The organism is Candidatus Pelagibacter sp. HIMB1483, from assembly GCF_052048135.1.
Taxonomy (GTDB): Bacteria; Pseudomonadota; Alphaproteobacteria; order Pelagibacterales; family Pelagibacteraceae; genus Pelagibacter.
This window is the reverse complement of the sequence record NZ_JBNAIM010000002.1, coordinates 388,201-413,631: the sequence shown is the minus strand read 5'-3', so window position 1 is coordinate 413,631 and position 25,431 is coordinate 388,201. Positions and strand designations below refer to the sequence as shown.

Here is a 25,431-nt window from a genome sequence, read left to right as displayed (position 1 = left end):
ATTAAATTAATTATCAATAAAAAAATAATACTACTTTTAATTGAATTATTATGAATATCTAATATTATGTTTCTACTTTGTTAGAAGAATTACTTATATTAGCTCAAATTATTTTCATTACGATTATCTTAACAGCAGATAATGCAATAATCATTGGTGTCATTTCAGCAAATTTTATTCCAAAAAATAAAAAACAAATAATTTATTGGGGTGTCGCTGGAGCTTTAATTTTTAAAGTTATATTTGCACTTTTTGCAACTTATTTATTTAAATTTTATTTTGTAAAAATATTAGGTGGTTTACTTTTAATTTGGATAGTGAATGATTTGAGAAAAGACCTATTTGAAATAAAAAAGATAAAATCTCCGACTAAAAAATCTAAAGAACCATCTTTTATTCAAAGTGTTTTCAAAGTTTTATTTGCAGACATAATGATTAGTTTTGATAATGTGATCGGAGTGGTTGGCGCAGCTAAAGGAAATTTTGGTTTTATGATATTTGGACTTGTGCTTTCCGTTGTACTAACAGGAGCTTTAGCAACATATCTTGCAAGCTATATTCAAAAACATTTATGGATTGTTTATATTGGTTTAGGCTTTATCCTATTAGTTGCCATTCAATTGGTCATTGGAGGACTTGAAGATTTAGACATCTTATCAATAAATGAACAGTTTAAAAAATATTTTTAATAAGAGTGCTTTTTAGATGGATATTTTTTAGATCTCACGTCTGAAGCATATTTTTTTAAACCTAAATTTATATATTTCTTTATATTTAAAAATCTTTTTACAAATTTAATTTTTGTTTCATTTAAACCAAGAAGATCATCTGTTACAAGAACTTGACCATCACAATGAACTGAAGATCCTATTCCAATTGTAGGGATTTTTAAATCTTTAGTAATTTGTTTCGCTATTGGTGTCTTCACACATTCTAATACAATTGCAAAAACTCCAGTTTTTTGAAGTAACATAGCATCATTCATAAGTTGTTTAATTTCTCTGGAGGTCTTACCTTTAGATTTAAATTTTCCTTTTACAGATTGTGGAAGCAATCCAAGATGACCCATCACTGGAATTTTATTTTTAATTAAATATTCAACTTGTTTGATAACTTTTTTTCCACCTTCTAATTTGACAGCATCACATTTGGTTTCGTTCAATATTTTTTTTGCATTTTTTAATGCTATATTTTTTGTAGTATAAGTTCTGAAAGGCATATCGACTACCATTAGACTTTTTTTTACTCCTAATCTCACACTCTTAGAATGATTAATCATTTCTGTTAAAGTAACTTTTCTGGTAGATGAATAATTGTAAAGTACTGAGCCTAATGAGTCTCCAACTAAAATAATATCAACATGTTTATCAATTTCTTCTGCTATATTTTTTGAGTATGCTGTGAGACAAACAATTTTCGATCTATTTTTTTTATTGATTATTTTTTTAATTTTCTTCATTCAAGTTCTATTGTGCTTGGTGGTTTAGATGTTACATCATAAACTACTCTATTTATTCCTCTTATACTATTTACAATTTTATTTGAAATCATTTGAATAAATGTTTTTTTAAAATCATAAAAGTCAGCTGTCATTCCATCTTCAGATGTTATTGCTCTTAATAAACATAAGTATTCATAAGTTCGATTATCACCCATGACACCAACAGTTTTAACTGGTAACAAAGCTGCATAAGCTTGCCAAATTTTATTATATAAATTGTTATCTTTTAACGCTTTAATAAAATAATAATCAGCCTCTTTTAAAATCTTAATTTTTTCCTTTGTTATGATTCCAGGCATTCTTATTGCTAAACCAGGTCCAGGAAAAGGATGTCTGGATATAATTTCATTACTAAGATTGAGTTCCAATCCTAATTTTCTGACCTCATCTTTAAATAAAAACTTAAGAGGTTCAACTAATTTTAGCTTCATTTTTTTTGGTAATCCACCTACATTATGATGTGATTTGATCTTGGATGTTTGACTTCCAGTTACAGATTTACTTTCAATCAGATCTGGATAGAGAGTTCCTTGAGCTAAAAATTTTACATTTTTTATTTTTTTCGCGTATCTTTCAAAAATTTTAATAAATAGATTGCCAATTATTTTTCTTTTTTTTTCTGGATCAGAAATATTTCTTAACTTTTTAAGAAATTCATTTTCAGCATTCACATAAATTAAATTTATCTTTAATTTTTTTTTAAATGTTTTGACTACTTGGATTTCTTCGTTTTTTCTTAAAAGACCTGTGTTTACAAAAATACAATATAATTTTTTACCAATTGCTTTATTTAATAATTGTGCAACAACACTGCTATCCACCCCTCCAGATAAAGCACATATAACTTTATTTTGACCCACTTGTTGTCTAACTTCTTTTATAAGCTTAATCTTTTGATCCTTAGAAGACCAATTTCTTTTAATCTTACAAATTAAAAATATAAAGTTTTTTATAATCTTTTTACCATTTTCTGTATGAGTGACTTCAGGATGAAATTGTACACCAAAATGATTTTTAGATTTATTCTCAATGATTGCAAATTTAGAATTTTGACTTGAGGCAACTACATTAAAATTTTTAGGTAGTTTTGAAACTTGATCTGCATGACTCATCCATACTTTATTTATTTTCTTATTATTAAAAAAATTTTTTATCAAAACACTTTCCTTTTTTTTGTGAATACTGGCTAGACCAAACTCTCTATATTTTGACTGTTTAACTCTTCCGCCATTTAATTTTGATAAGATTTGATGTCCAAAACAAATACCTAAAATTGGTTTGTTATTTTCCAAAATTTTTTTATCAAAAGAATATTTTTTAATTTGATAAACATTTAATGGACCCCCAGACAAAATTATTCCTTTAACAGATCTATTGATATCTTTATTCTTAACCTTCTTGTGACTTATTATTTCACAGAATACTCCAAGTTCCCGTATTCTTCTTGCAATAAGCTGTGTAAATTGTGATCCAAAATCAATGATTAGGATTTTTTCTAAACTTTTATCAAGACTCATTTTTTGGTTCTATATTTGCAAGAGTCTCTAAAATATTTTTATTTTCCTCACAAAGATTTTTACAAACTTGTGTAAATGTATTTGATAAATCTTTTACTTTTGAATAATTAGATTTTTCTAAAGCTATTTTCATTGACATCAATATTGCCTCTTCATTATTAGGCTCAATCAGTAAAGTTGTTTCTAAATTTTTTTCCTCTTTATCTTTGTCATCCTCGATATTATAAATTTTTGCTAAATAAAGATAAGAATTTGAGTCTTTTGGATTGAAAACTATACTTCTTTCAAACATAAACTTTGCATCTTCATACTTTTTATCTTTATATAACTTCAAACCTTTATTAAAAAAATTTTCTTCTCCAATTGAAAAATTAGATAAATTGATTGCTAAATAAAATAATAATGTAAATTTAAATATATTTCTCATCAGTACTTATTATCATTTTTTATTATATCAACATTATGCACCATGCTTTCGTAAAATCCTGCTTTCGTAATTTTAACGAATTGTGGTTTATTTCTTAAATACTTTATTTGTTTTGATCCAAGATAACCCATTGAAGACCTTAATCCACCTACTAATTTATAAATTACTTTTTCAACTTTACCTTTATATTTTGATAATCCTTCTACGCCCTCTGGTACATATTTTGATGTATCTTTTTGTTTAGATTGAAAATATCTATCTGCAGAACCCTTATTCATTGCTCCTACTGAACCCATCCCTCTAAAACTTTTAAATAATTTTCCATTTTTCCGTATTAATTTACCAGGAGCTTCATCTGTTCCAGCAAATAATGATCCTATCATGACAGCATCTGCTCCAGCTGCAAAAGCTTTTGCTAAGTCTCCTGAGTATTTTATTCCACCATCTGAAATAATTTTTATATTTTTATTTTTAATTCCATTTCTAACATTTAAAATTGCACTAAGCTGTGGAACCCCAATACCTGCAACTAATCTAGTAGTGCAAATTGAACCGGGTCCAATTCCAACTTTAATTACATCTACACCTAATTTTAAAAGGAATTTAGCCGCTTCTGGTGTTGCAATATTTCCAGCGCATAAAACAGTTTTTTTATTTTTATTTTTTTTAATAAATTTAATCATTTCTGAAACTTTTTTTGTATGACCATGTGCTGTATCTACAACAATCATATCTAAATTTTCTTTTAATATCTTTTCAGCTCTTTTAAATTCTTTAAGGCTAGCACCAACTGCAGCACCGACTAATAGTTTTTGTTTTTTTACCTTTTTAATCTCTAATACTTGTTTATTTATATCTAAATTTCTGTGAATTATTCCTAGCCCACCAGCTTTAGCAATGGCAATAGCCATTTTACTTTCAGTTACAGTATCCATCGCTGATGATAATAACGGTATTTTAAGTTTTAAATTTTCAGTTAATTTTATACTTGTATCAACTTCAGAGGGTAATATCTCTGAATACTTTGGGGCAAGTGTAACATCATCGAAGGTAAGTGCTTCTTTTATAGGAACCATAATCACTTATATATGATTCCTTTTAAATTTAAAGTATCTATCTAAGTTTTTTACAAATAATAAAACTTTCTTTAGAGTCTTTTCTGCTAGACTTCGGTTTAAAAACCTTCACTTCTTTAAAAATCTTTTTTCCAAGTGCGACAATTTCATTAAAAGAACCGCCCATAAATATCTTAGAAATGAAAACACCATTCTCAGCCATAACCTCCTTAGAAAAAATCATAGCCTCTTTACATAATTCACCTGTTTGAATTGAGTCTATATTTTTTATTCCAGTAGTATTCACAGCCATATCAGACATCACTACATCTGAACCTTTGTTAAGATTTTTTTTAATAGTGTTTTGAGTATTTGTTTCTGTAAAATCTCCAATTATTTGAATAGTGTTTTTAATTGGTTCCATCTTTTTTAAATCAATCGAAATTATTTTTCCATTTTTAACGACTTTTGAAACGTACTGAGACCAACTACCTGGAGCGGCCCCAACATCTATCACACTCATTCCACCTTTAAAAACTCTAAACTTTTCATCAATCTCGATTAATTTGTATGCTGATCTAGCTCTATACCCATCCACTTTTGATTGACGAACATACGTATCGCGTCTCTGTTTATTAACCCAATTTTTTGAAATTTTATTTTTTTTCAACTAATTACTAAATCTTAAACTTTTTATTATTTTTTTTCTGTCTAAAGTTTCTAATTCTATTTCTACACTTTTGTCTACTCTCATATCTACACCATTCTTCCATATTCCTGCAGCAAGATGCATTATACCAATTTTATAATTTGGTAAATATGGCTCAACAAATGTATTATTTTTTTCATCAAATTTTGGAAGTAAATTACTTGTAATCCAATTACAATTTAAAGGTAAAAACTCTGTATCTAGATCATCAATATATACTGACATATTTATTGCCAATCCCTCTGAACCAAAAATATTTCCAGCTTTAAGAGTTTTCGATAAATTATTTTGCCAAGATTTCCATCCATTAGAATCTTTTTCCAATGAAAAAACTCCAATATTTATATGAGGAGCAAAAGCTAATTTCCTTGCTTTATCTAAACCAATTTTTGATTTGATAGCATGTTTAAAATTTTGTGATTTGATCAAAGCTATTTTACCAAATAACCAGCTTGCTTTTGAAGTAATCTTATATCCGGGCCCTATAGTTTGCGTAATACCAAGTTTACCATTATCACATGCTTTAAAATATAACTCTACACTACTCCAATCATTTACCCAGGCATCGCAGTCTATCCATAAATACTTTTCATAATTTGGAAAATATTTTGGTAAAAATGCTCTTGAGACTTGACTTTTTAACCATTCTTTTCCTTTTACTTTAAATTCAGGAACTTCAATATCCCATTCTGCAGATTTAATTTCATCTACTTTCTCAAGTAATTTTTCTTTTTGATCTTCATTTAAACCTGCATCTAAAATACAAATTGCTGTATCGCTAGCCTCTTTAAATCTTTTAATAGAGTCTATTAACTCTTCTAGAAGTGGAAAATAATTAGCATCAGCTAATGAAACAATTACATTTTTTTTCATTAAAGTATATCTTCAAGATCATCATCTTCATCTTGAATTTTGTCATTTTCATGTTTCTTTTTAATTTTTTGAAAATGAAGATAACTAATTGGCAGTAAAAGTACGTAAATCATTGCACTTAAGGCAATCACATTAAAAGTGTATATTAATAAAAGCCCAAAAAATAAAACTATTCCAAATAATAAAAATATTGTGGTTCTTCTAGGGATTACAATTTTCTTAAATGAATAAGTTGGAAATTTACTAATTAATAAAAATGAAGTCACAATAAAAAATATTGGGACAATTGTATTGTAATTAAGTTGAAAATAATCAAATCCACTCAAACTTATTATTAAAGGCGTCAGAACTAATATTCCTCCTGCTGGTGAAGGTACTCCTTCAAAAAAGTTATCTTTCCATGACGGCTCTTGGCTAGAATTAATATTGAATCTTGCTAATCTTAAAGCAACACAAATTACATAAACTAAACACAATAACCAACCAAATCTCCCTAAAGAATTAAGGTTCCAAAAATACATTACAAATGCTGGAGCAACACCAAAACTAATCATATCAGTTAGGGAGTCTAATTCTTTTCCAACTTTAGATGTTCCTTTAATTAATCTTGCTATTCTTCCGTCAAGACCATCAATCAAAGCAGCGAAAATTATTGCAATAATTGCCAGCTCAAATCTTCCATCTAAAGCAAATCTGATTGAAGTTAAACCAATGCAAACACCAATTAATGTAAGCATATTTGGCAAAATTACTCTAGCGTTTTTTTTTTCTGCTACAATTTTAAAATTATTTTTTTTTTGTTCCATTTATCTTTTTGCTAAAAGTGTCTCTCCTGAAATAGCTCTTTGCCCAACTTTAACTAAAGGTTCATAATTTTCATAATATACATCTACTCTACTTCCAAATCTAATCATTCCAATTCTATCTCCTTGTTTCAATTCTTGATCTTTACTAGATTCGCAAACAATCCTTCTAGCTACAAGGCCAGCAATCTGGACAACAATTATATCATTATTGTTAGGGTCCTTAATTTTGAAATAATTTCTCTCATTATCTTCACTTGCTTTATCAAGAGAGGCATTAAAGAATTTACCTGGCTTATATAAAATTTCCTCTATCTTTCCGCCACAAGGAGTTCTATTTACATGACAATCAAAAACATTCATAAAAATACTTATCTTTTTAAATTTTTTATTTTCAAGACCAAGTTCTTTTGGTCCATCTACCTCTTCAACTTTGATCACTTCTCCATCTGCTGGACTTACAAGATAATTGTCATTCTCGATGATCACTCTCTCAGGGTCCCTAAAAAAATAGTAAACCCATACAGTTAAAACAAGACCTATTAGACCTAGAAAGTCACTAAAACTATAAAACACTAAGGTTATAATTACAGCTATAACTAAAAACTTATATCCCTCAGCGTGAATTCTTGGAAATATCTTACTAAACATATTCTTCTATTTGATAATTTTTCATTAATATGTATATAAAATCGCGAAATTCAATTATTAAGATAAAATATAAGTGAGCAAAATTACCGTAAAAAACCCAATTGTAGAGTTAGATGGTGATGAAATGACCAGAATAATCTGGGATTTTATCAAAAAAAAATTAATTCTTCCTTATCTAGATCTTGGCATTGAATACTATGATCTTGGAATGAAAAGTAGAGATGATACAGATGATCAAATTACAATCGACTCCGCTAATGCAATTAAAAAAATTGGTGTTGGAATTAAATGTGCAACTATAACTCCTGATGAAGCAAGAGTAGAAGAATTTAAATTAAAAAAAATGTGGAGATCTCCTAATGGAACTATAAGAAATATTATTGGAGGAACTGTGTTTAGGGAGCCAATAATTTGTACTAACATTCCAAAATTAGTACCCTCTTGGTCTGATCCAGTGGTAATTGGAAGACATGCATTTGGAGATCAATATAGAGCAACGGACTTTAAAGTACCTGGTAAAGGCAAAATGGAAATAAAATGGACTTCTGAGGATGGAAAAGATGAAATTAAATATGAAGTTTTTAATTTTACAGGACCAGGAGTTGCACTTTCAATGTACAATTTAGATAAATCAATTGAAGACTTTGCAAGATCTTGTTTTAGTTATGGATTAATTAAAAACTGGCCAGTTTATCTTTCCACTAAGAATACAATTCTTAAAAAATATGATGGAAGATTTAAAGATATATTTGAGGAAGTTTTTAATAATGAATTTAAGAAAAAATTTGAAGATGCTAAAATTACTTACGAACATAGATTGATTGATGACATGGTAGCTTGTGCAATGAAATGGAGTGGTAAATATATTTGGGCTTGTAAAAATTATGATGGAGATGTTCAGTCAGATACTATGGCGCAAGGTTATGGATCACTGGGTTTAATGACAAGTACATTATTAACACCTGATGGAAAAATAATGGAAGCCGAAGCAGCGCACGGAACTGTTACTAGACACTATAGAATGCATCAGCAAGGTAAAGAAACATCCACTAACCCCATTGCATCAATTTTTGCTTGGACAAGAGGTTTGGCCCATAGAGGAAAATTAGATGGTAATGATGAGCTAATTAAATTTGCAAATACAATAGAGCAAGTTTGTATAGAATGTGTAGAAAGTGGATCAATGACTAAAGATCTTGCGATATTAATTGGCCCATCAAGTAAATATCTTACAACAAATCAATTTTTAGATGTAATAGATCAAAATCTAAAAAAAAAATTAAATTAAGCTTTTAATTTTTTCAAAAGCTTCATTAATTTTACTTTGGTCTTGACCTCCAGCTTGAGCAAAATCTTTTCTTCCACCACCACCTTGACCACCAATAATCTCTGAACTTAACTTGACAAATTTTACTGCATCAAATTTTTCAGTTAATTTATCTGTTATACCAACTGCAACACCTACTTTGTCATCCTTACAAGCAAAAACTACTACGATACCTTCACCCAAATCTTTTTTGCCATTGTCTACAAGCTTTCTTAATTCTTTTGAAGGTAGACCTTCAATATTTTGAAATCTTATTTTAACACCTTTGATTTCATCATCTTTAATTTTATTCTTTGTTTTATCATTAAGAATAGAACTAACCGATAAAGTATCTAACTGTTTTGTTAAATTTTTTATCAACAATTTTTGATCTGATTGATTAATATTTGGTTTACCACCTAAACTAATTATCTGTTTAGTTAGATCTTTTATTAGCTCATCATTTTTTTCAGAAGATAAATTTAATTGTTTTTCTTTGTTGTTTAAATAATCTTCTAATTGCTTATCTCTTAAAGCCTCTATTCTTCTTACTCCTGCAGCTATAGAAGATTGGTTTATAATTTTAAACTTACCAATATCACCTGTATTTTTAACATGCGTACCACCACATAATTCAGTTGAAAAATACTTTCCATTATCATCTCCCATTGAAAGTACTCTTACTTCATCGCCATATTTTTCTCCAAACAGCGCTAAAGCTCCATTCTCTACAGCTTCATCTGGTGTCATAAGCCTCGTTCTAACATCTGATTTTTTTGAGACCATTGAATTAACAAATGACTCTATTTTGTCTATTTCCTCATTGGAGATTGGTTTCATGTGACTAAAATCAAATCTTAATCGACTTGGCTCAACTAATGAACCTTTTTGAGTAACATGAGTACCTAGAACTCTTCTTAAAGACTCATGTAATAAATGAGTAGCCGAATGATATGCTCTTGTATCATTTCTTCTAACTTCATTAATTTTCATTTCAACATTTTCACCTAATTTAATTGAACCACTTATTACTTTTCCATAATGAACAAAAAGATCCCCTAATTTTTTCTGGACGTCTGTTACCTCAAATTTAAAATCTCCAGAAATTATTTCACCAGTGTCACCTACTTGACCACCAGACTCTCCGTAGAAAGGTGTTTGATTTGTGATAATCATTCCTTCATCATTTGTTTTTAATTCTTTAGTTTCCTTATTATTTTGTAATAAAGATAAGATCACTCCTTCAGCTTGATTTGTTTCATAGCCTAAAAATTCTGTAGCACCTAATTTATCTCTAATGCCAAACCAAACATCTTCAACTGCAGCATCTCCTGATCCTTTCCAATTTTTCTTAGCAAGTTCTCTGCTTTCTTTCATTAAAGATTGAAATTTTTTTGTATCAATAGAAAGAGATTTGTTTCTTAATATATCTTCAGTAAGATCTAATGGAAAACCATAGGTGTCATATAATTTAAAAGCAACATCTCCTGGAAGCACTTTGTCTATTTTGGATATCTCGTCGTTTAAAATTTTTATTCCTCGATCTAAAAGAACTAAAAATTTCTCCTCTTCCATTTTTAAAGTTTCTTTAATTAAAGACTCGGCTCTTTTTAATTCTGAATAATTGCCTGACATCTCATTTTTCAAAGTTTCAAATAAATTGTAAAAAACTGGTTCTTTAGATCCTAGTAAATGAGAATGTCTCATTCCTCTTCTCATAATTCTTCTAAGAACATAACCTCTACCTTCATTGGATGGCAAAACTCCTTCGGCAATCAAAAATGAACTTGCTCTTAAATGATCAGCTATAACTCTAAAACTTGAAAGATTGCTTTGATCAGGTTTTTTCTTAACAATATCTGAAGTGGATTGAATTAATTTTTTAAAGTGATCAGTTTCATAATTATCATGTGTCCCTTGTAAAAGAGCTGCAATTCTTTCTAAACCCATACCGGTATCAACAGAAGGTTTTGGAAGATTTATTCGTTTATCTTTTGTTACTTGCTCATATTGCATAAAGACCAGGTTCCATATCTCAATGAAACGATCTCCATCCTCATCTTTTGTTCCTGGCAAACCACCTTTTAAATGATCACCATGATCATAAAAAATTTCTGAACAAGGACCGCATGGTCCTGTTTCGCCCATTGACCAAAAATTATCTGATGTTGCAATTCTGATAATTCGATCATCGCTTAAACCAGCTATTTTTTTCCAGAAATTGAAAGCTTCATCATCTTCATGAAATACTGTTACATAAAGTCTATTCTTATCTATTCCAAAATCTTTAGTAATTAAATCCCAAGCATAATGAATTGCCTTTTCTTTAAAATAATCTCCAAATGAAAAATTTCCTAACATTTCAAAAAATGTATGGTGCCTAGGAGTGTATCCAACATTTTCTAAATCATTATGCTTTCCACCAGCTCTTACACATTTTTGTGAAGTAGTTGCTCTTTGATAGTCTCTTTTTTCTAAGCCTGTAAATACATTTTTAAACTGAACCATTCCAGAATTAGCAAACATTAGGGTTGGGTCATTATTTGGGACTAAATTGCTAGACTCTACAATCTTATGATCATTCTTTTCAAAATATTTTAAGAATGTTTCTCTTATTTGATTTAATGATTTTTGAGCCATATTTTTAAAATACAGCTTTTTTATTCTATGTCTAGATGGTGATAAAGGGGGAAAGGCGCTTATTATAAGCGCCTTTTTATAATTTAAAGATGACCTTTAATTCTTTTTAGGAGGTGTAGCTTCTTTAGCGGCTTCTTCTTTTTCAGCTACTTTCTTCTCTTTTTCAATCTTTTCAGGATCTAGTGGATTTCCCTCAATTTTTTTCGAAATCACACCTGCTTTTTCTCTAATTGCCATTTCTATTTCTGCAGCAACCTTAGGATTTTGAGCAAGATAAGTTTTAGCATTTTCTCTACCTTGGCCAATTTTCTCACCTTTATAAGCATACCATGCACCTGATTTTTCAATAATGTCAGCTTTAGCGCCAAGGTCTACTAATTCACCCATTTTGCTAATACCTCTTCCATACATCAAATCAAACTCAACAACTTTAAATGGTGGTGCAACTTTGTTCTTAACTACTTTTACTCTTGTAGTGTTTCCAATAATTTCATCCTTATCTTTAATGGCACCAATTCTTCTAATGTCCATTCTAACTGATGAATAAAACTTAAGTGCATTTCCTCCTGATGTTGTTTCAGGGCTTCCAAACATAACTCCAATTTTCATTCTGATTTGGTTGATGAAAATCATCATTGTATTTGTATTTGAAATTGAACTTGTTAATTTTCTTAAAGCCTGACTCATTAATCTTGACTGAAGACCAACATGATGATCTCCCATCTCACCTTCTATTTCAGCTTTTGGTGTTAAAGCTGCAACAGAGTCAATAACGATAACTGAAATAGAGCCTGATTTTACTAGCGTATCAGCTATTTCTAAAGCTTGTTCACCTGCATCTGGTTGTGAAATTAAAAGTTCTTCAGTATTTACACCTAATTTCTTAGCATAAACTGGATCTAAAGCATGTTCAGCATCTACGAATGCACAAATTCCACCTGCTTTTTGAGCTTCAGCAACAACTTGCAATGCTAATGTTGTTTTTCCAGAAGACTCTGGTCCATATACTTCAATAATTCTACCTTTTGGCAAACCACCAATTCCCAATGCTAAATCAAGACTTAAAGAACCAGTAGATATCGACTCGATATCCATTGCTCTTTTTTGGCCTAGCTTCATTACTGAACCTTTTCCAAAATTATCTGTGATTTGGCTAATTGCTGCTTCTAAAGCCTTATTTTTCTCTTTGTTTTCCAATTCTTGATCTTTTGTAGATTTAACTACTTTTAGGTTATTTTTAGTCATTTTTTGCCTCTTTTTTTGCTTTTTTTAACACTCGAATCATAAAATAAATGTACACATTTTGTTCTCATTAGCAAGATAAATTATTTTTTGTCAAAAAAACCAATAATTATCTAATTTTTAGATAATCGCTATTTAGCAAACCTAAAGATTTAAGAAGGTTGAACTGAGATAAAATATAATTTCTCTCAGAATCGGCTAAAGAAATTTGAGCGTTCAATAGAAGAGAGTTAGATTGAATTACTTCTAAAGTAGTCCTTCCCGCTCCACTATTATATTCAGCTGCAATTCCTTCATTTGCTATTTCGGCAGCTTTGACTTGAGATTGAACTGAATTTAACAAACTTTTGTTTGATTGATAATTAGACCATGCACTAGCTACATCAGTTTGATTTTGTTTAATAGCACTATCTAAAATCAATCTTTTTCTATTTTCTAAACTTTTATTTTTTTTATATTTAGCAATGTTTTTTCCTCCTGAGAAAAATGGCCAAGAAACAGTTGCTTTCAATACATCTTTTTCTCTTTCATCATAAGTTGTACTTAAATCTTCCGTATAAGTTCTCTCAAAAGATAGTTTTGCTGTTGGTGCTAAATCTGATTTTGCAATTGATTTATCTTTCATTGATTGTTCATATTCAAGTTTAGCAATAATCAAATCAGGGTTATTCTTTTTTGATAATTCTATGGCTGATATCAAGCTTCCTGGAAGTTCGTAATCTGATATAGATCTTTTATCTAGAGATTTTGGATCATCAATATTTCCAATAATATTTTCATAATTAAGTTTACTTGTGATTAAATCGTTTTCTGCTTGAATAAATTTTGCTTGCGCTCCAGCTAATGAAGATTCTGATTGTGAAACATCAGATAAAGAAATTTGTCCCCTACTTAATCTAATTTTATCAGTTTCAACTTGTCTACTTAGAAGCTCAACATTAGATCTATTTATTTCTAATTTTTCATTAGCAGAAATCAACCCAGTATATGCTTCGGTAGTTTTATATAAAATATCTTGCTCCTTTTTTAAAAGTTTTGCTTTAGCAAGATCAATTCCAATTTTATTTTTTGCAAAATCAGCTCCTCTTCCAAAATCGATTAAAGTCTGAGTTACTGAAACAGATTTGGTTTCAGGGTCCACATCACTTATAGATGCATTTCCACCACCTTGATTTGTAAGTTTATTTGTCTCTTCCTGACTTCTAGTACCTTCTAAAGTAATTGTTGGCAGATAAGCACTTATTGCAATATTTAAATCTTGTTCTGAAACAATTATGTTTTCTCTTTCAGCATTTAATTCAGAATTATTTTCATATGCCTTTTTAAGTGCAGATGAAAAAGTTTCTGCAAATACATTAGAAAATAAAAACAATGTACTAAAAACAATTAATAAAATTTTTTTCATTTGTTTCTATATACTGCAGATTTTATTTGATGGTTACTATTTAAATTAAGAATAATTGAGGCATATTTAGGCATTTTCTTAAACATATTTTGAGTAATTCTTTGGTAAGTTTGCATAAAATTAATTACATCTCCTTTGCTCATAATTTTTAGATTCGACTTTTTCTTAGTATTTAACCAAAGTTTACGTTCTTGTTTTAATCTCCATTTTTGAAGCAAATTAAAATTTTTTGCTTTTAAATAAATTAGACAATTGAGTTGAGAATATAAGTTTTTATATTTTGATTTCAATTGTTGGTTTACGTATTTTCTCCAAACTTGTTTATGATCTTTTGCTTTTTCTAAAGAATTAATGTTTTTCTTTAAAGAATTATTTTTTTCTGACTTTGCACCAACACACCATCCCTCAAAAATGATAACATCTGGTTTAGCTTTTAAATCATACCAATATTTTTTATTAAATCTGTCATCTACTGCTTTATTAAAAGTTGGAAGTCTTAATCTCTTAAACTTTTTGCTTTTTGCTTTTTTGAAAAAACTTAGCATCATATTAATATCGTGAGTTCCAGGCACTCCTCTTGTTAACAGCATAGGATGAACTCTTTTTGCTAAAATAATTCGTTCTTTTCTAGTTTTATAAAAATCATCAATAGAAATTCTGAAAACTTTTAATTTAAAATATTTGGTTAATATTATTTTTATTATTGAACTTATTGTAGTTTTTCCAGTGCCCTGCCCCCCTGCTAAACCCACAAAATAAGGCCTCTTTTTATCAGCCTTTTTGCTAATCCAAAAACATAATGGAATTAAGAAAGATTTAATCATTCTTTCTTTATTCTTAAATTTATCTGCTTTTGTTTCTTGGGATTGAATAAATTTTAAGCAATCTTTTTTTACCTTACCAAAACAAAAATTGACTGATTGCATTTAAATTATTTTTTCTGATCTAAAGGATGATTGTGACCATCATTTACTGAAACTTCACCTAATTTAAATGAGTCTATTTCATCAATACATCCAACATTGAAACCTGTCATTGCAGGATTACTTCTAGGATTGTGATGTGTATAAATTCCACAAACTGAGCAAAAATAATGTTTAGCAACTTTTGAATGAAATTGATAAAGTGTTAATTTATCTTCACCCTTGATAATTTTGAAATCCTCATTCTTCACCATAGACATTATGGCTCCTTTTCTTTTGCAAATAGAACAATTACATCTTAGAACTTTTTGTAAATCACCCTCTAAATTAATTTCAGCTTCTACTGCACCGCAATGGCAAGTTAGTTTTTTCATTATTTTTTTCCTTTCTATAAATCTACCCTATACATTACTTCATTTCTTTTTAATATTGGCAATGTAAATGGTGAATTATATGATGCTCTTATTGGTGGACTTAAAACCACTATGTTATCTTGTTTGAGTGCTTTATCCAAAATATCTTTATTTTTTAAAAAATTTTTATCTGAAGATCTACCTGAATATTTAATCACAGCATAATATCCACCTTCAATTGTTAAAATTTTTACTTCAGAATTTACTGGTTTGGGTGCATTATCTTTATTAAATCTTGATGGCAAATAAAATTGCATAGTCATATTTCCATTTTTAACTTCTTGAGTAACCGGAACTGTCATTTTTATTTCTTCATTTTCTTTATTATTGCCTGAAATATAATTAAATAGCTTTCTAAAACCATTACCTTGTATTGAATTCGTTTCAATAACTAAACGATCAGAGTATTTTCTGATTTCGTAATTTTTATTCTCTTTTATTATTTCGTAATTTGCTTCTTCGTATGCCATCACTTGAGAACTTAAGATTAATATTGAAGATAGAATTAATAAAATTTTTTTCATTTTCGAATTATTTAAACTATCTCTGGTTAAAGTTATCCACAAGCATACAAAATGTAGTTTTGATGTTCACGTTTTGATTCACTTTTGATTCAGTTACAGACTCAAAATACAACCTCTTGCGTGTATTGTATAAATGCGCTATAAATTAGAACAAAACAAGAACATGAAACTGACTATCCCTTATTATCTACATAAAGCTGGCGCTGGTTTTCCATCACCTGCCACTGATTATATCGAAGAAGATATCGACCTTAATATGCATTTGATCAGAAATGTTCCAGCAACCTTCATTATTAGGGTTCAAGGAAAATCCATGGTCGATGTTGGTATTAATGATGGGGATTTATTGGTTGTCGATAAAAGTTTAAAACCAAAAAACTTTTCAACAGTTATTGCAAATGTTCACGACGAACTTGTAGTTAAAACTTTAGTTCAAGAAAGGGATAAAAAATTTCTAACATCCGGATCTAAAGATTTTTCTAATAGAATTTTGATTAATGAAGAAGAAGATGTTTTTATTTGGGGGGTTGTAACTTATGTCATCCATTCAACATACTAGAAAATTAGCTCTAGTTGATTGTAATTCTTTCTACGTTTCTTGTGAAAGATTATTTAATCCAAAAATAAGAAAGAAACCTGTTGTGGTTTTATCAAATAATGATGGCTGTATTATTTCAAGATCTAATGAAGCAAAAGCTTTAGGAATTAAAATGGGTGAACCTTATTTTAAAGCAAAAGATATTATTCTTAAAAATAAAGTTGAAGTTTTTTCATCAAATTATTCTTTATATGGAGATTTATCTAGAAGAGTAATGAGAACGCTTAAAAGATTTAATACTGAAATAGAAGTTTATTCAATTGATGAGGCATTTATAGATTTATCAAACTTTCCAGACTCTGAGGTTGAAGAGGTTGGAAAACAAATAAGAGAAACAGTTCTACAATGGACTGGTATTCCAACTAGTATTGGTATTGCTAAAACAAAAACTTTAAGCAAAATTGCAAATCATATTGCAAAGAAAAAACAATCAGGTGTTGTTAGTTTAATTGGTGTAGAAAATTTAGATCCAATTTTAGAAAAAGTTGAAATTAATGATGTATGGGGTGTGGGTAGACAGTTAACAAAGTTTTATCAAAAAAATGGAATTTATAATGCAAGGCAACTTAAGAATAAATCTAACACATGGATTAAAAAATGCTCCAATGTTTTAAGTTCAAGAACTGCAATGGAGCTTAGAGGCATTCCTTGTATCAATTTAGAAACTACTCAAACAAAAAGAAAGAGTTGTGTAGTTTCTAGATCATTTGGCAAAAGAATTGAAAGTTTTCAAGAACTAAAAGAAGCGGTTGCAAACTATTGCTTAAATGCATCTGAAAAAATTAGATCAGAGTCTTTAACTGCAAAAGCAATCACTGTTTTTGTTAGAACCAGTCCATTCCAAAGAGATTATGGCTATTATTCAAATGCAAAAACTGTTGATTTTCCAATTGCAACAAATAATAGTATTGAAACTGTTAAAATTGCAGTTTCAATCCTAGAAAATATTTTCAAAAATGGCTATCGTTATCAAAAAGCAGGCGTCATGCTTACAGGGTTACGTAATGATGATGGTAGAAAAAATTTATTTTCATCAGATAAAGATGAGAAAATAAAAAATTTAATGAGATCAATTGATAATACTAACTACAGATATGGAAGATCTACATTAAGTCTTGCAAGTGCTGGGGTTCATAAAAAATGGAATATGAGAAGACAATATTCTTCTAAAATCGATACTGCTGATTTTTATTGTCTACCAACGATTAGAGCTTAGTTAATTAATTTTGAATTAATTTTAAAAGTTTCTCTTTACTGTTAGTTCTAAATAAATTGTCATAATAGACAATTTGTGTTGGATATTCACCATGCACTTCATCGTTCCATCTACTAATCCAACTATGATAAATTCCAAATTTATTGAAAAATTTTCCACCATAACCAGTTCTTCCTCTGTAATGATTGTAAAGGACATCATTTACATACATCTTTACAAATCCTTTATCTGGATCTTTGGACATTTTGGTGTGAAATATAATTGTTGTCCACTTGCCCCGCATATCATCAATTTTAAGATGTTTGTATATCAACCCCTGTGAGTCCATTCCATTTACAGCAAAATATCTTGGTTCTAAATTGCCTCCCTTAACTCTTAACATCACTCTTGGATGTCTTTGTTGATCTGTATTTCCCCATTCGTATATCTGAAAAAGCGAAGTGCTTACAGGTTCAACTGATTTAAAGTCAGTTGGTATAAAAATACTTACTGAAATCCATTTCTCTCCAGTATATCTGTTTGAGGATGTGGAATATTCACTTCTAGCGCGATCTCCTCCTCCATGTCCAACAACAGCATCTCTTCCATTATTTTTACAATCAGAATAGTCACCCTCTTTATCTCTGCCACAATCTCGTGGAAGTAATGTAATTTTCCATGCTTTTTCACCTAAAGCTGGAGAGGTAACAGTTTCTCTAAACTTTGAAAGTTTCTTACCTGTAGCTACACTTTTTTTCCATTGAAGGTTTGTAATTTCTTTAGCATCAGCTTCATTAGATAAATTTGCATTTCCTATAGTTAATAAACTGAAGAGTATTAATACTAAAACCTTATTCATTAATTAATGTCTTTAATTTTTTTAATATCATTTATATTTGATAAAGACTTATCAAACTCAGACATATTTTCTCTTAAAGCTAAATGAGAAATTGAATAAACAGCTATTAAGAGAAAAACTAAAGGAAGGGCTGTAATTACTGAAGCATTACTTTTAATAAAATAAATATACAAAATTATAAATATTCCTGAGCGAATTAAAAAAGTATTTCTAAACACACTAATAATTGATAGCGAATGTTTGATTAATTTATAAAAACTCATTTTAGTAGGACCAAAATATCTTGTTCCTCTTACTGAAGGTATTGATATTAAATCATTTTCTATTTTTCTTAATGATCCTGAAAAACTATTCCAGGTAGCTTTTTCATTAACCATTTTTTCAACAGTTGATTTTGGCAAACAAGTAAAATTCCCAAACTTAATTGATTTACCTGTAAAAGTTAGAGTAATTAACTTATGTAATTCATAACAAGTCTTAAATAATATATCTTCAGATCTTTTAACCCTTTCACCAACAATAGGTTTTCCATTTGTATTTGAAATTTTATTAATAAAATCTTTTATTTCTTCAGGTCTATCTTCTCCATCTCCATCCATTGGAATGACATAGTCAAAATCTTCTTTTTCAAAAATATATTTAAGTCCAGTTGCAATACACCTTCCATGACCTTGATTTATTTTCATATTTAAAATTTTTATTGAATGAATATTTTCAAAATTCTTATCTTCTTCTTTTCGATCATGATTTGAAGCATCATTGATTATTACAACTGAAATCTCATGTTCTAAATTTAATAAATTTGAATTTATATCATCCAATAACTTAGAAACAGATTGCCAATCATTATAAACAGGTATTAAAATTTTAACTTTCATTAATTAATCTTTTCTAACCATTTTTCTTTTTTTTCATTTTCTAAAAATGAAGATTTAAAGGAATTTTCAATTAATTTTTTTATATCCTCAAGATTAAGATTAAGAGCCTTTGACGTTTCAATCAAATTTTTATTTAAATAACCACCGAAATAAGCTGGATCATCAGAATTAACCATTACTCTTAAACCTCTATCAAGCATCTTTTTTAAATTGTGGTTTTCAAGTTTATCAAACACACATAATTTAATATTTGATAAAGGGCATACTGTTAAAGGAATTTGCGCATGGACTAACTTATTAACTAATTTCTCATCATTTAAACATTGAACTCCATGATCAATTCTTTTTACTTTTAAAATATCTAAACTGTCCCAAATATATTCTGGGGGACCTTCCTCTCCAGCATGAGCAACAGTTATAAATCCTTCTTTCATTGCTTGTTCAAATAATCTTTTAAATTTTACTGGTGGGTTTCCTTTTTCAGATGAATCTAATCCTACTCCAATTATTTTATCTTTATGATTACAAGCTTGTTTCAAAACATCAAAACAAGGTTCTTCATCTAAATGTCTTAAAAAACACATTATTATTTTTGAGGTAATACCAAAATCTTTTTCAGCTTTTTTTAATGCTTTATGAATTCCTTTGATAACTGTATCAAAGCTTACTCCTCTTGGTAAATGAGACTGCGGATCAAAGAATATTTCTGTATGAACTATATTATCCTGCTTACATCTTAAAATATATTCCCAAGTTAAATCAAAAAAATCTTCCTCTGTAATTAATACATTTGATCCTTCGTAGTAAATTTTTAAAAAACTATCTAAATTAGTAAAATTGTAAGCAGATCTTATTTCATCAACAGTTTTAAAAGGAATTTCAATTTTATTTCTCTTCGAGAGCTTGAACATTAATTCTGGTTCTAAACTACCCTCAATATGTAGATGTAATTCTACTTTTGGAGTTTTTTTTATAAAATTAATATTGGTATCTAAGTTGTTCATTATCTTTATTTATAAGTGCCAACACAAATATCATCAATACATAGATACTCATCGGCTATGTTAAGTGTTTCATTGTTTATAAACCCTTCCCAAACAGGCCTTGATTTAAGATGATAGGATAAATTTCCAGCTTTCCATTCATCACCAACTACAAAATCTATAGATTTATTAAAATCTTGATCCCAAGCTAATTGAACTTTTTTTGCAATTTCTTTTCCTAGATAATCAGTTCTTTTATTTGTTTCTGAAATTGAAATATATGAATAAAGCATAGGTGATAAAAAAAATAAAAATAAAAATCCATATAAAAATGAATTAATTTTTTTTAAGTTTATTTGAGAGTGAAATATATAAACAAACAACACACCAAAAAACAAATAAAAAGGTGTCATCCACATAGTTCTTATTTTAGAGCCCGTGATCATAGAAGTAACAAGCATTAAAAAAATTGGCAAAATATTTACAAACAATAAAAAAAGTAATTTTTTATCTTTTAAATTAATCTTTAATTTAATCTTTTTTGCTAAAAGCCAGATTAAAAAGAAAAAAGGAATTAATATTCCTATTTGTTTAAAAATAAAAATTGTTGGATGTTTTAAGTGATCTAAAATATTAGATCCTTCTAATCCTGTTCTTTTTAGACCGTAAAAAACTGTAATAAAGTCATTGTTATAAAGCCACATAAAATGGGGTATCAATAAAACAATAAAAACTTCTAATGTTATCAAATACTTAAAGTCAAATTTTTTAATATTTTTAAAATAAATTAAATAAATAAACAGGAGCGTAATAGACAATAAAAGATAAATAAATAAATACTTAGATAAAAAACCTATTGCAGCAAATAATCCAATAAGAAAACAATCTTTAAATTTTATGTCTTTTGATTGAAATATTCTCCAAGAGTAATAAACAACCAAAGACCAAAAAGGTAATTGACATACATTCACATTAAATTCTGGGGTTGTAAAATTATAAAAAAAAATTGATGAGAGTAAAAATACAGAAATTAAACTTAATTTGATATTATCAAAAATTTCATTGGCAAATTTAAATACATAATAAAATGAAATTAATACAAAAATCTGACTTAAAAGATAATAAGCCCAGTCTTGAGGACCAAAAATTTGATAAAAAATTTCAGGAAAAAAAGCACTTATAGGTGGATGTTTGTTAAATCCCCAATCTAAATTACTTCCCCATGCAAGAGCTTCAATAGTGTCTAATGGTAAATTTTTATTAGTCAAAGATGGGACTAGTGTCCAAATAATTAAATGTGATATAAGGAAAATAAAAAAAATATTATTAATATTTCTGTTTAAAACATTCATAATCAAATATTTACAATAATTAAGGTTGCTTGACACCCCTATTTTGCTGAATATACTCCCTCGAATTCAAATTGAAATATGCCTAAAACCAGCAAAGCAAAAAAAAAAGTTACAAAAAGTAAAGCTAAACCTGTTGGTAAACCAAAAGTTAAAGCTATAAGTAAACCTAAAGCTAAACCTATAAGTAAACCTAAAGAAGTAGACAAAGGTTCAATCAAAATCTCAAAAACTTATATACCAAAAGACACTGAAAAATATATGTGTGAAAAACATAAAGTTTTTTTTAGAATGAAATTGCAAGAATGGAAAAAAGAATTAATTAAAGCTAACAATGAAGCTCTTTATAATGGCAGTATGGATGACAATAGCATATCTGCTGATATTGTCGATCAAGCTAGCTCATACACTGATAAAAATGTTGAGATGAAAGCAATCAATAGACAAATTAAGTTAATCTCTGAAATTGATAAAGCCTTGGCTAGAATTAGAGAAGATACTTATGGATATTGTTTAGATACTGCCGAGCCAATTGGATTAAAAAGATTAATGGCACGTCCAGTTGCTAAATATACTATTGCTGCTCAAGAAAAACATGAAAAAGACGAAAAAGTTCACGCAGACGACTAAGGCTGAGGAACAATCTCTTTTTCATCCATAAAAGTAAAACCTTTTTTAACAGCATCTCTTTTAGAAATTTCTAGATACCATCTAGTTAAACTCTTAAAATTTGTTAATCCAATGTCGTGCCATTGATGTCGAGCAATCCAAGGGAAAGTTCCAATATCTGCAATCGTATATTCATCTCCTGCTAAGAATTTTGATTTAGATAATCTATTTTCAAGTTCCTGATATATTCTTTTTGAAATCTTAAAATATCTATCCTCACCAAACTTACTTTTTCCAGGATTGTAATGATGAAATTGATGATGTTGACCTAGCATAGGACCAACATAACCCATCTGAGCCATCAACCATTGATTAATTTCTAAACGATTATCTTGATTATAAAATTTCCCACTTTGTTCAGCTAAATAAATTAAAATTGCACCTGACTCAAATATAGTTTTATTATTTTTATGATCAATAATTACAGGAATTTTACTGAATGGACTTATTTTTTTAAAATCTTCTTTAAACTGATCACCATTATTAATATCAATTTTAGTTACTTTGTATTCATAGCCAATCTCTTCCAACATAATACTAATTTTTTTTCCATTCGGAGTATTTGCTGAAAAAAGTTCAATCACTATTTAATTTTTCCTAATCGTCCTTTTAAAGTTTTAGATGAAGTAGTAAATTCAAATCTATATTTTTCATTTGGTCGGGCTAATTTAAAACAAGCTCTTGCTGCTAAAGCCCCTTCGTGGAAACCAGATAATATTAGTTTTAATTTACCTGGGTAATTACATATATCTCCCACAGCATAAATTCCTTTTTGATTAGTCTCAAATTTCTCTGTATCCACCTCAATAGTTTTTTTATCAATATTTAAACCCCAGTTAGCAATTGGACCAAGTTGCATAATTAATCCGAAAAATCCTAAAACATAATCAGTTTTTAAGTTTTTGATCTCTCCATCATCATGCTTTATATCAATGCTTTCTATTTGATTGGAACCATTTGCTTTACTTAATTGATATTTTGTTAAAAGATTTATTTTTCCTGATTTTACTAACTCATGCACTGTATCTACTGTTAACTGTGCTCCCCTAAATTCATCTCTTCTATGAATTAAATTTACTTTTGAATTTTTAGATAGTTCAACTGCCCAATCTAGAGCACTATCACCACCTCCAAAAATTGAAACAGTTTTTCCCTCAAATATCTTCTTATCTTTTACAGAGTAAAATAATGATTTATTTTCAAATTTTTCACATTCTTTTGGGGAAAATTTTCTGGGCTCAAAAGAGCCTACTCCACCTGCAATAATAACATTAGGTGTTGAAAAAACTTTTCCATTATTTGTTTTAACTATCCAATTATCTTTTTCTTTTTTAACTTCATCTACCCTCTCATTTAAATGAAATTTAATATCAAATGGTTTTAGTTGATTAATTAAATTATTTGTTAATTCTTCACCTGTGCATTCTGGAATAGCTGGAATATCATAAATTGGTTTATCGGGGTAAAGCTCAATACACTGACCACCAATCTTATCTAAGTTATCAACTATTTCACAATCTAAACCGATTAGTTTTAATTGATGAGCTGTAAATAAACCTGTTGGACCAGCTCCAATTATTAATGCATCTGTTTTGTTCATTTAACTTTGCTTTGATGGAATATCTACTACAAGACCATCTAATTCGTCTGAAACAGTAAGTTGACAACTAAGTCTACTATTTTTTTTTGGTTCAAAGGCCATGTCCAACATATCTTCTTCACCATCTTCTTTTGTTGGAAGTTTATTTAACCATTCTTCTTTGACATAAACATGGCAAGTCGCACAAGCCATGCCCCCACCACAATCAGCATCAATTCCTGAAATATCGTTTTGAACTGCTCCCTCCATAACTGTTAAGCCGTTTTGAACTTCTACAGTATGGCTTTTTTTATCATGTGTGATGTAAGTAATCTTGGCCATAAATTATATATAAGCTTAAAAAAAAATAGGGCAAGTATGCAAAAACATACTCGCCCTATTAAAGTCTTTAATTAAGTAAAACTAATTATCTAGCTCTACCAGGTTGTTGCATAGCTGCTGCCCAAATGATTAGACCGAAAGCGATCTTGTTCAAGAAGTCAGCTGCGTTGTAAATCACGTTAAGTGTATTTGCGTCTACACCACCTGTTAGGTAACCAAAAATGTAACCTAATGGGTAGATAGCCCAACCTACAGTAACGATCATTCTCATCGCACCAAAAGCAGTAACAAGAGCTTTGTTTCCACTCTTAGCAGCTTTTTTACCTGCTTCACCAGAGAATACTTCATAAAGAATGTAGATCCATCCAGCCATACCGATTACGAAACCAAGTGTAGCATTGATGTATCCAGCTTCTCCTAAGTATCCACCTACTAGCATTACTAATGTTCCGATCATCAGTCTCCAGAAAATTCCAGAGTCTGCTTTGTTTACTGCTGCTAGAACAAAATAGAATTCTAACATTAGTAATGGAACCGTAATTAACCAGTCAATATATCTGTAAACTGTTGGTGAGTCGCCAGTCATGATCCATACTTCTCTCATATATACGTAGTGTACGAATGCAATACCAGTTACTAGACCAGCAACAGTCATTGAAACTCTCCATCCAGCTGGAACTGAACTTCTTTCTAAGAAAAAGAATACAGTTGCTGCTAAACAAGCCATTGATACTAGCCAGAATGAAATTCCAACAAAGTCATCAGAAGCTAAAAGGACAGTTTCTGCATTTGCTGCACCAGTTACACCCATTAGGGCAACAACTGTAAGAGCAAACAATTTAAGTTTTTTCATAAAAAACTCCCTCTTTAGTTAGTTTTTATTTATTTAGTTTATATAAACTAGGCTTAAGTTTCCCTAAGCCAAAGTTGTGCGTTAAGTATCAAATTAAATCAGTTTATTGAAGACTTAATTATCATTAATTTGCATTG

Annotated in this window: 27 protein-coding genes; 5 read left to right on the top strand and 22 right to left on the bottom strand. The window is 29.0% G+C overall.

The features are described from left to right. Window positions 1-77: 77 nt before the first annotated feature. Window positions 78-689, top strand: a complete 612-nt coding sequence (locus ACTTAV_RS02830; RefSeq protein ID WP_440670064.1) for a YjbE family putative metal transport protein — start codon at window positions 78-80, stop codon at window positions 687-689. Here ACTTAV_RS02830 and panB read toward each other — a convergent pair. Genes panB through ACTTAV_RS02790 form a run of 8 tightly spaced genes read right to left on the bottom strand, consistent with a single transcriptional unit; the run spans window position 686 to window position 7,536 of the window. Further along, on the bottom strand, window positions 686-1,459 hold the full coding sequence (panB, locus tag ACTTAV_RS02825) for a 3-methyl-2-oxobutanoate hydroxymethyltransferase (protein WP_440670062.1): 774 nt from the start codon (window positions 1,457-1,459) through the stop codon (window positions 686-688). The two genes, ACTTAV_RS02830 and panB, sit on opposite strands and share 4 nt — an antisense overlap. Further along, window positions 1,456-3,018, bottom strand: a complete 1,563-nt coding sequence (gene guaA, locus ACTTAV_RS02820; RefSeq protein ID WP_440670061.1) for a glutamine-hydrolyzing GMP synthase — start codon at window positions 3,016-3,018, stop codon at window positions 1,456-1,458. Before guaA ends, panB begins: the two co-directional genes overlap by 4 nt. After that, complete coding sequence (locus ACTTAV_RS02815; RefSeq protein ID WP_440670060.1) at window positions 3,008-3,445, bottom strand: tetratricopeptide repeat protein; 438 nt, start codon at window positions 3,443-3,445, stop codon at window positions 3,008-3,010. Before ACTTAV_RS02815 ends, guaA begins: the two co-directional genes overlap by 11 nt. Next, entirely contained in the window at window positions 3,445-4,521 is a 1,077-nt protein-coding gene (guaB, locus tag ACTTAV_RS02810) for an IMP dehydrogenase (protein WP_440670059.1), read from the bottom strand. Before guaB ends, ACTTAV_RS02815 begins: the two co-directional genes overlap by 1 nt. 37 nt (window positions 4,522-4,558) lie before the next feature. Further along, window positions 4,559-5,170 (bottom strand): RlmE family RNA methyltransferase, encoded by a 612-nt coding sequence (locus ACTTAV_RS02805; RefSeq protein ID WP_440670058.1) that lies wholly within the window; start codon window positions 5,168-5,170, stop codon window positions 4,559-4,561. Continuing rightward, the gene (locus ACTTAV_RS02800) at window positions 5,171-6,082 is read right to left on the bottom strand and encodes a glycosyltransferase (protein WP_440670057.1); all 912 of its coding nucleotides are present in this window, start codon (window positions 6,080-6,082) and stop codon (window positions 5,171-5,173) included. Further along, window positions 6,082-6,888: a CDP-diacylglycerol--serine O-phosphatidyltransferase gene (pssA, locus tag ACTTAV_RS02795; protein ID WP_440670056.1), complete on the bottom strand. Its 807-nt coding sequence runs from the start codon at window positions 6,886-6,888 to the stop codon at window positions 6,082-6,084. The genes ACTTAV_RS02800 and pssA overlap by 1 nt, the downstream gene beginning before the upstream one ends. Continuing rightward, window positions 6,889-7,536, bottom strand: coding sequence for a phosphatidylserine decarboxylase (locus tag ACTTAV_RS02790; protein ID WP_440670055.1), 648 nt, complete (start codon window positions 7,534-7,536; stop codon window positions 6,889-6,891). 73 nt (window positions 7,537-7,609) lie between these two features. Between ACTTAV_RS02790 and ACTTAV_RS02785 the strand changes: the two genes are divergently transcribed. Further along, window positions 7,610-8,824 (top strand): NADP-dependent isocitrate dehydrogenase, encoded by a 1,215-nt coding sequence (locus tag ACTTAV_RS02785; RefSeq protein WP_440670054.1) that lies wholly within the window; start codon window positions 7,610-7,612, stop codon window positions 8,822-8,824. On the opposite strand, the gene alaS is transcribed toward ACTTAV_RS02785, so the two are convergent. The 6 genes from alaS to ACTTAV_RS02755 all read right to left on the bottom strand — a co-directional run bounded on the left by alaS (window position 8,816) and on the right by ACTTAV_RS02755 (window position 15,989). Next, a complete protein-coding gene (alaS, locus tag ACTTAV_RS02780; RefSeq protein ID WP_440670053.1) occupies window positions 8,816-11,482 on the bottom strand; it encodes an alanine--tRNA ligase in 2,667 nt (888 codons plus the stop codon). The genes ACTTAV_RS02785 and alaS overlap by 9 nt on opposite strands. A 96-nt stretch (window positions 11,483-11,578) precedes the next feature. Next, window positions 11,579-12,727, bottom strand: a complete 1,149-nt coding sequence (gene recA, locus ACTTAV_RS02775; protein WP_440670052.1) for a recombinase RecA — start codon at window positions 12,725-12,727, stop codon at window positions 11,579-11,581. Window positions 12,728-12,833: 106 nt separating this feature from the next. Beyond that, entirely contained in the window at window positions 12,834-14,129 is a 1,296-nt protein-coding gene (locus tag ACTTAV_RS02770) for a TolC family protein (RefSeq protein WP_440670050.1), read from the bottom strand. Further along, entirely contained in the window at window positions 14,126-15,055 is a 930-nt protein-coding gene (locus ACTTAV_RS02765; protein ID WP_440670049.1) for a uridine kinase, read from the bottom strand. The genes ACTTAV_RS02770 and ACTTAV_RS02765 overlap by 4 nt, the downstream gene beginning before the upstream one ends. A 5-nt stretch (window positions 15,056-15,060) precedes the next feature. After that, the gene (locus ACTTAV_RS02760) at window positions 15,061-15,426 is read right to left on the bottom strand and encodes a GFA family protein (protein WP_440670047.1); all 366 of its coding nucleotides are present in this window, start codon (window positions 15,424-15,426) and stop codon (window positions 15,061-15,063) included. 14 nt (window positions 15,427-15,440) lie between these two features. Next, on the bottom strand, window positions 15,441-15,989 hold the full coding sequence (locus tag ACTTAV_RS02755; protein ID WP_440670046.1) for an SOUL family heme-binding protein: 549 nt from the start codon (window positions 15,987-15,989) through the stop codon (window positions 15,441-15,443). Between the two features lie 163 nt (window positions 15,990-16,152). Here ACTTAV_RS02755 and ACTTAV_RS02750 point away from each other — a divergent pair, with 163 nt between their 5' ends. Both ACTTAV_RS02750 and ACTTAV_RS02745 read left to right on the top strand, forming a co-directional pair. Continuing rightward, the gene (locus ACTTAV_RS02750) at window positions 16,153-16,548 is read left to right on the top strand and encodes a LexA family protein (protein ID WP_440670045.1); all 396 of its coding nucleotides are present in this window, start codon (window positions 16,153-16,155) and stop codon (window positions 16,546-16,548) included. Then, complete coding sequence (locus tag ACTTAV_RS02745) at window positions 16,526-17,803, top strand: Y-family DNA polymerase (protein WP_440670043.1); 1,278 nt, start codon at window positions 16,526-16,528, stop codon at window positions 17,801-17,803. Before ACTTAV_RS02750 ends, ACTTAV_RS02745 begins: the two co-directional genes overlap by 23 nt. Before the next feature lie 4 nt (window positions 17,804-17,807). Here ACTTAV_RS02745 and ACTTAV_RS02740 read toward each other — a convergent pair whose 3' ends face one another. The 4 genes from ACTTAV_RS02740 to ACTTAV_RS02725 are packed head-to-tail and all read right to left on the bottom strand — an operon-like array spanning window position 17,808 to window position 21,854. Beyond that, window positions 17,808-18,641, bottom strand: coding sequence for a heparin lyase I family protein (locus ACTTAV_RS02740; RefSeq protein WP_440670042.1), 834 nt, complete (start codon window positions 18,639-18,641; stop codon window positions 17,808-17,810). Next, window positions 18,641-19,519 carry a glycosyltransferase gene (locus ACTTAV_RS02735; RefSeq protein WP_440670041.1) on the bottom strand — a complete coding sequence of 293 codons (879 nt, stop codon included), beginning with the start codon at window positions 19,517-19,519 and terminating at the stop codon, window positions 18,641-18,643. The genes ACTTAV_RS02740 and ACTTAV_RS02735 overlap by 1 nt, the downstream gene beginning before the upstream one ends. Then, a complete protein-coding gene (locus ACTTAV_RS02730) occupies window positions 19,519-20,523 on the bottom strand; it encodes an adenosine deaminase (protein ID WP_440670039.1) in 1,005 nt (334 codons plus the stop codon). Before ACTTAV_RS02730 ends, ACTTAV_RS02735 begins: the two co-directional genes overlap by 1 nt. A 5-nt stretch (window positions 20,524-20,528) precedes the next feature. After that, the gene (locus ACTTAV_RS02725) at window positions 20,529-21,854 is read right to left on the bottom strand and encodes a glycosyltransferase family 39 protein (protein WP_440670037.1); all 1,326 of its coding nucleotides are present in this window, start codon (window positions 21,852-21,854) and stop codon (window positions 20,529-20,531) included. A gap of 78 nt (window positions 21,855-21,932) precedes the next feature. On the opposite strand from ACTTAV_RS02725, the gene ACTTAV_RS02720 reads away from it, so the two are divergent. Beyond that, window positions 21,933-22,481 carry a TraR/DksA family transcriptional regulator gene (locus ACTTAV_RS02720; RefSeq protein WP_440670036.1) on the top strand — a complete coding sequence of 183 codons (549 nt, stop codon included), beginning with the start codon at window positions 21,933-21,935 and terminating at the stop codon, window positions 22,479-22,481. Here the strand turns inward: ACTTAV_RS02720 and ACTTAV_RS02715 are convergent. The 4 genes from ACTTAV_RS02715 to ACTTAV_RS02700 all read right to left on the bottom strand — a co-directional run bounded on the left by ACTTAV_RS02715 (window position 22,478) and on the right by ACTTAV_RS02700 (window position 25,294). After that, on the bottom strand, window positions 22,478-23,104 hold the full coding sequence (locus tag ACTTAV_RS02715; protein WP_440670034.1) for a glutathione S-transferase family protein: 627 nt from the start codon (window positions 23,102-23,104) through the stop codon (window positions 22,478-22,480). The two genes, ACTTAV_RS02720 and ACTTAV_RS02715, sit on opposite strands and share 4 nt — an antisense overlap. After that, complete coding sequence (locus ACTTAV_RS02710) at window positions 23,104-24,120, bottom strand: NAD(P)/FAD-dependent oxidoreductase (RefSeq protein WP_440670033.1); 1,017 nt, start codon at window positions 24,118-24,120, stop codon at window positions 23,104-23,106. Before ACTTAV_RS02710 ends, ACTTAV_RS02715 begins: the two co-directional genes overlap by 1 nt. Continuing rightward, the gene (locus ACTTAV_RS02705; RefSeq protein WP_440670032.1) at window positions 24,121-24,441 is read right to left on the bottom strand and encodes a 2Fe-2S iron-sulfur cluster-binding protein; all 321 of its coding nucleotides are present in this window, start codon (window positions 24,439-24,441) and stop codon (window positions 24,121-24,123) included. Between the two features lie 85 nt (window positions 24,442-24,526). Further along, window positions 24,527-25,294 carry a bacteriorhodopsin-like gene (locus ACTTAV_RS02700; RefSeq protein ID WP_440670030.1) on the bottom strand — a complete coding sequence of 256 codons (768 nt, stop codon included), beginning with the start codon at window positions 25,292-25,294 and terminating at the stop codon, window positions 24,527-24,529. Window positions 25,295-25,431 lie beyond the last annotated feature (137 nt).

Coding starts and splice junctions, on each gene's coding strand:
- panB (WP_440670062.1), bottom strand. CDS start 1,459: ATGAAGAAAATTAAAAAAATAATCAATAAAAAAAATAGATCGAAAATT.
- guaA (WP_440670061.1), bottom strand. CDS start 3,018: ATGAGTCTTGATAAAAGTTTAGAAAAAATCCTAATCATTGATTTTGGA.
- ACTTAV_RS02815 (WP_440670060.1), bottom strand. CDS start 3,445: ATGAGAAATATATTTAAATTTACATTATTATTTTATTTAGCAATCAAT.
- guaB (WP_440670059.1), bottom strand. CDS start 4,521: ATGGTTCCTATAAAAGAAGCACTTACCTTCGATGATGTTACACTTGCC.
- ACTTAV_RS02800 (WP_440670057.1), bottom strand. CDS start 6,082: ATGAAAAAAAATGTAATTGTTTCATTAGCTGATGCTAATTATTTTCCA.
- pssA (WP_440670056.1), bottom strand. CDS start 6,888: ATGGAACAAAAAAAAAATAATTTTAAAATTGTAGCAGAAAAAAAAAAC.
- ACTTAV_RS02790 (WP_440670055.1), bottom strand. CDS start 7,536: ATGTTTAGTAAGATATTTCCAAGAATTCACGCTGAGGGATATAAGTTT.
- alaS (WP_440670053.1), bottom strand. CDS start 11,482: ATGGCTCAAAAATCATTAAATCAAATAAGAGAAACATTCTTAAAATAT.
- recA (WP_440670052.1), bottom strand. CDS start 12,727: ATGACTAAAAATAACCTAAAAGTAGTTAAATCTACAAAAGATCAAGAA.
- ACTTAV_RS02770 (WP_440670050.1), bottom strand. CDS start 14,129: ATGAAAAAAATTTTATTAATTGTTTTTAGTACATTGTTTTTATTTTCT.
- ACTTAV_RS02765 (WP_440670049.1), bottom strand. CDS start 15,055: ATGCAATCAGTCAATTTTTGTTTTGGTAAGGTAAAAAAAGATTGCTTA.
- ACTTAV_RS02760 (WP_440670047.1), bottom strand. CDS start 15,426: ATGAAAAAACTAACTTGCCATTGCGGTGCAGTAGAAGCTGAAATTAAT.
- ACTTAV_RS02755 (WP_440670046.1), bottom strand. CDS start 15,989: ATGAAAAAAATTTTATTAATTCTATCTTCAATATTAATCTTAAGTTCT.
- ACTTAV_RS02750 (WP_440670045.1), top strand. CDS start 16,153: ATGAAACTGACTATCCCTTATTATCTACATAAAGCTGGCGCTGGTTTT.
- ACTTAV_RS02745 (WP_440670043.1), top strand. CDS start 16,526: ATGTCATCCATTCAACATACTAGAAAATTAGCTCTAGTTGATTGTAAT.
- ACTTAV_RS02740 (WP_440670042.1), bottom strand. CDS start 18,641: ATGAATAAGGTTTTAGTATTAATACTCTTCAGTTTATTAACTATAGGA.
- ACTTAV_RS02735 (WP_440670041.1), bottom strand. CDS start 19,519: ATGAAAGTTAAAATTTTAATACCTGTTTATAATGATTGGCAATCTGTT.
- ACTTAV_RS02730 (WP_440670039.1), bottom strand. CDS start 20,523: ATGAACAACTTAGATACCAATATTAATTTTATAAAAAAAACTCCAAAA.
- ACTTAV_RS02725 (WP_440670037.1), bottom strand. CDS start 21,854: ATGAATGTTTTAAACAGAAATATTAATAATATTTTTTTTATTTTCCTT.
- ACTTAV_RS02720 (WP_440670036.1), top strand. CDS start 21,933: ATGCCTAAAACCAGCAAAGCAAAAAAAAAAGTTACAAAAAGTAAAGCT.
- ACTTAV_RS02710 (WP_440670033.1), bottom strand. CDS start 24,120: ATGAACAAAACAGATGCATTAATAATTGGAGCTGGTCCAACAGGTTTA.
- ACTTAV_RS02705 (WP_440670032.1), bottom strand. CDS start 24,441: ATGGCCAAGATTACTTACATCACACATGATAAAAAAAGCCATACTGTA.
- ACTTAV_RS02700 (WP_440670030.1), bottom strand. CDS start 25,294: ATGAAAAAACTTAAATTGTTTGCTCTTACAGTTGTTGCCCTAATGGGT.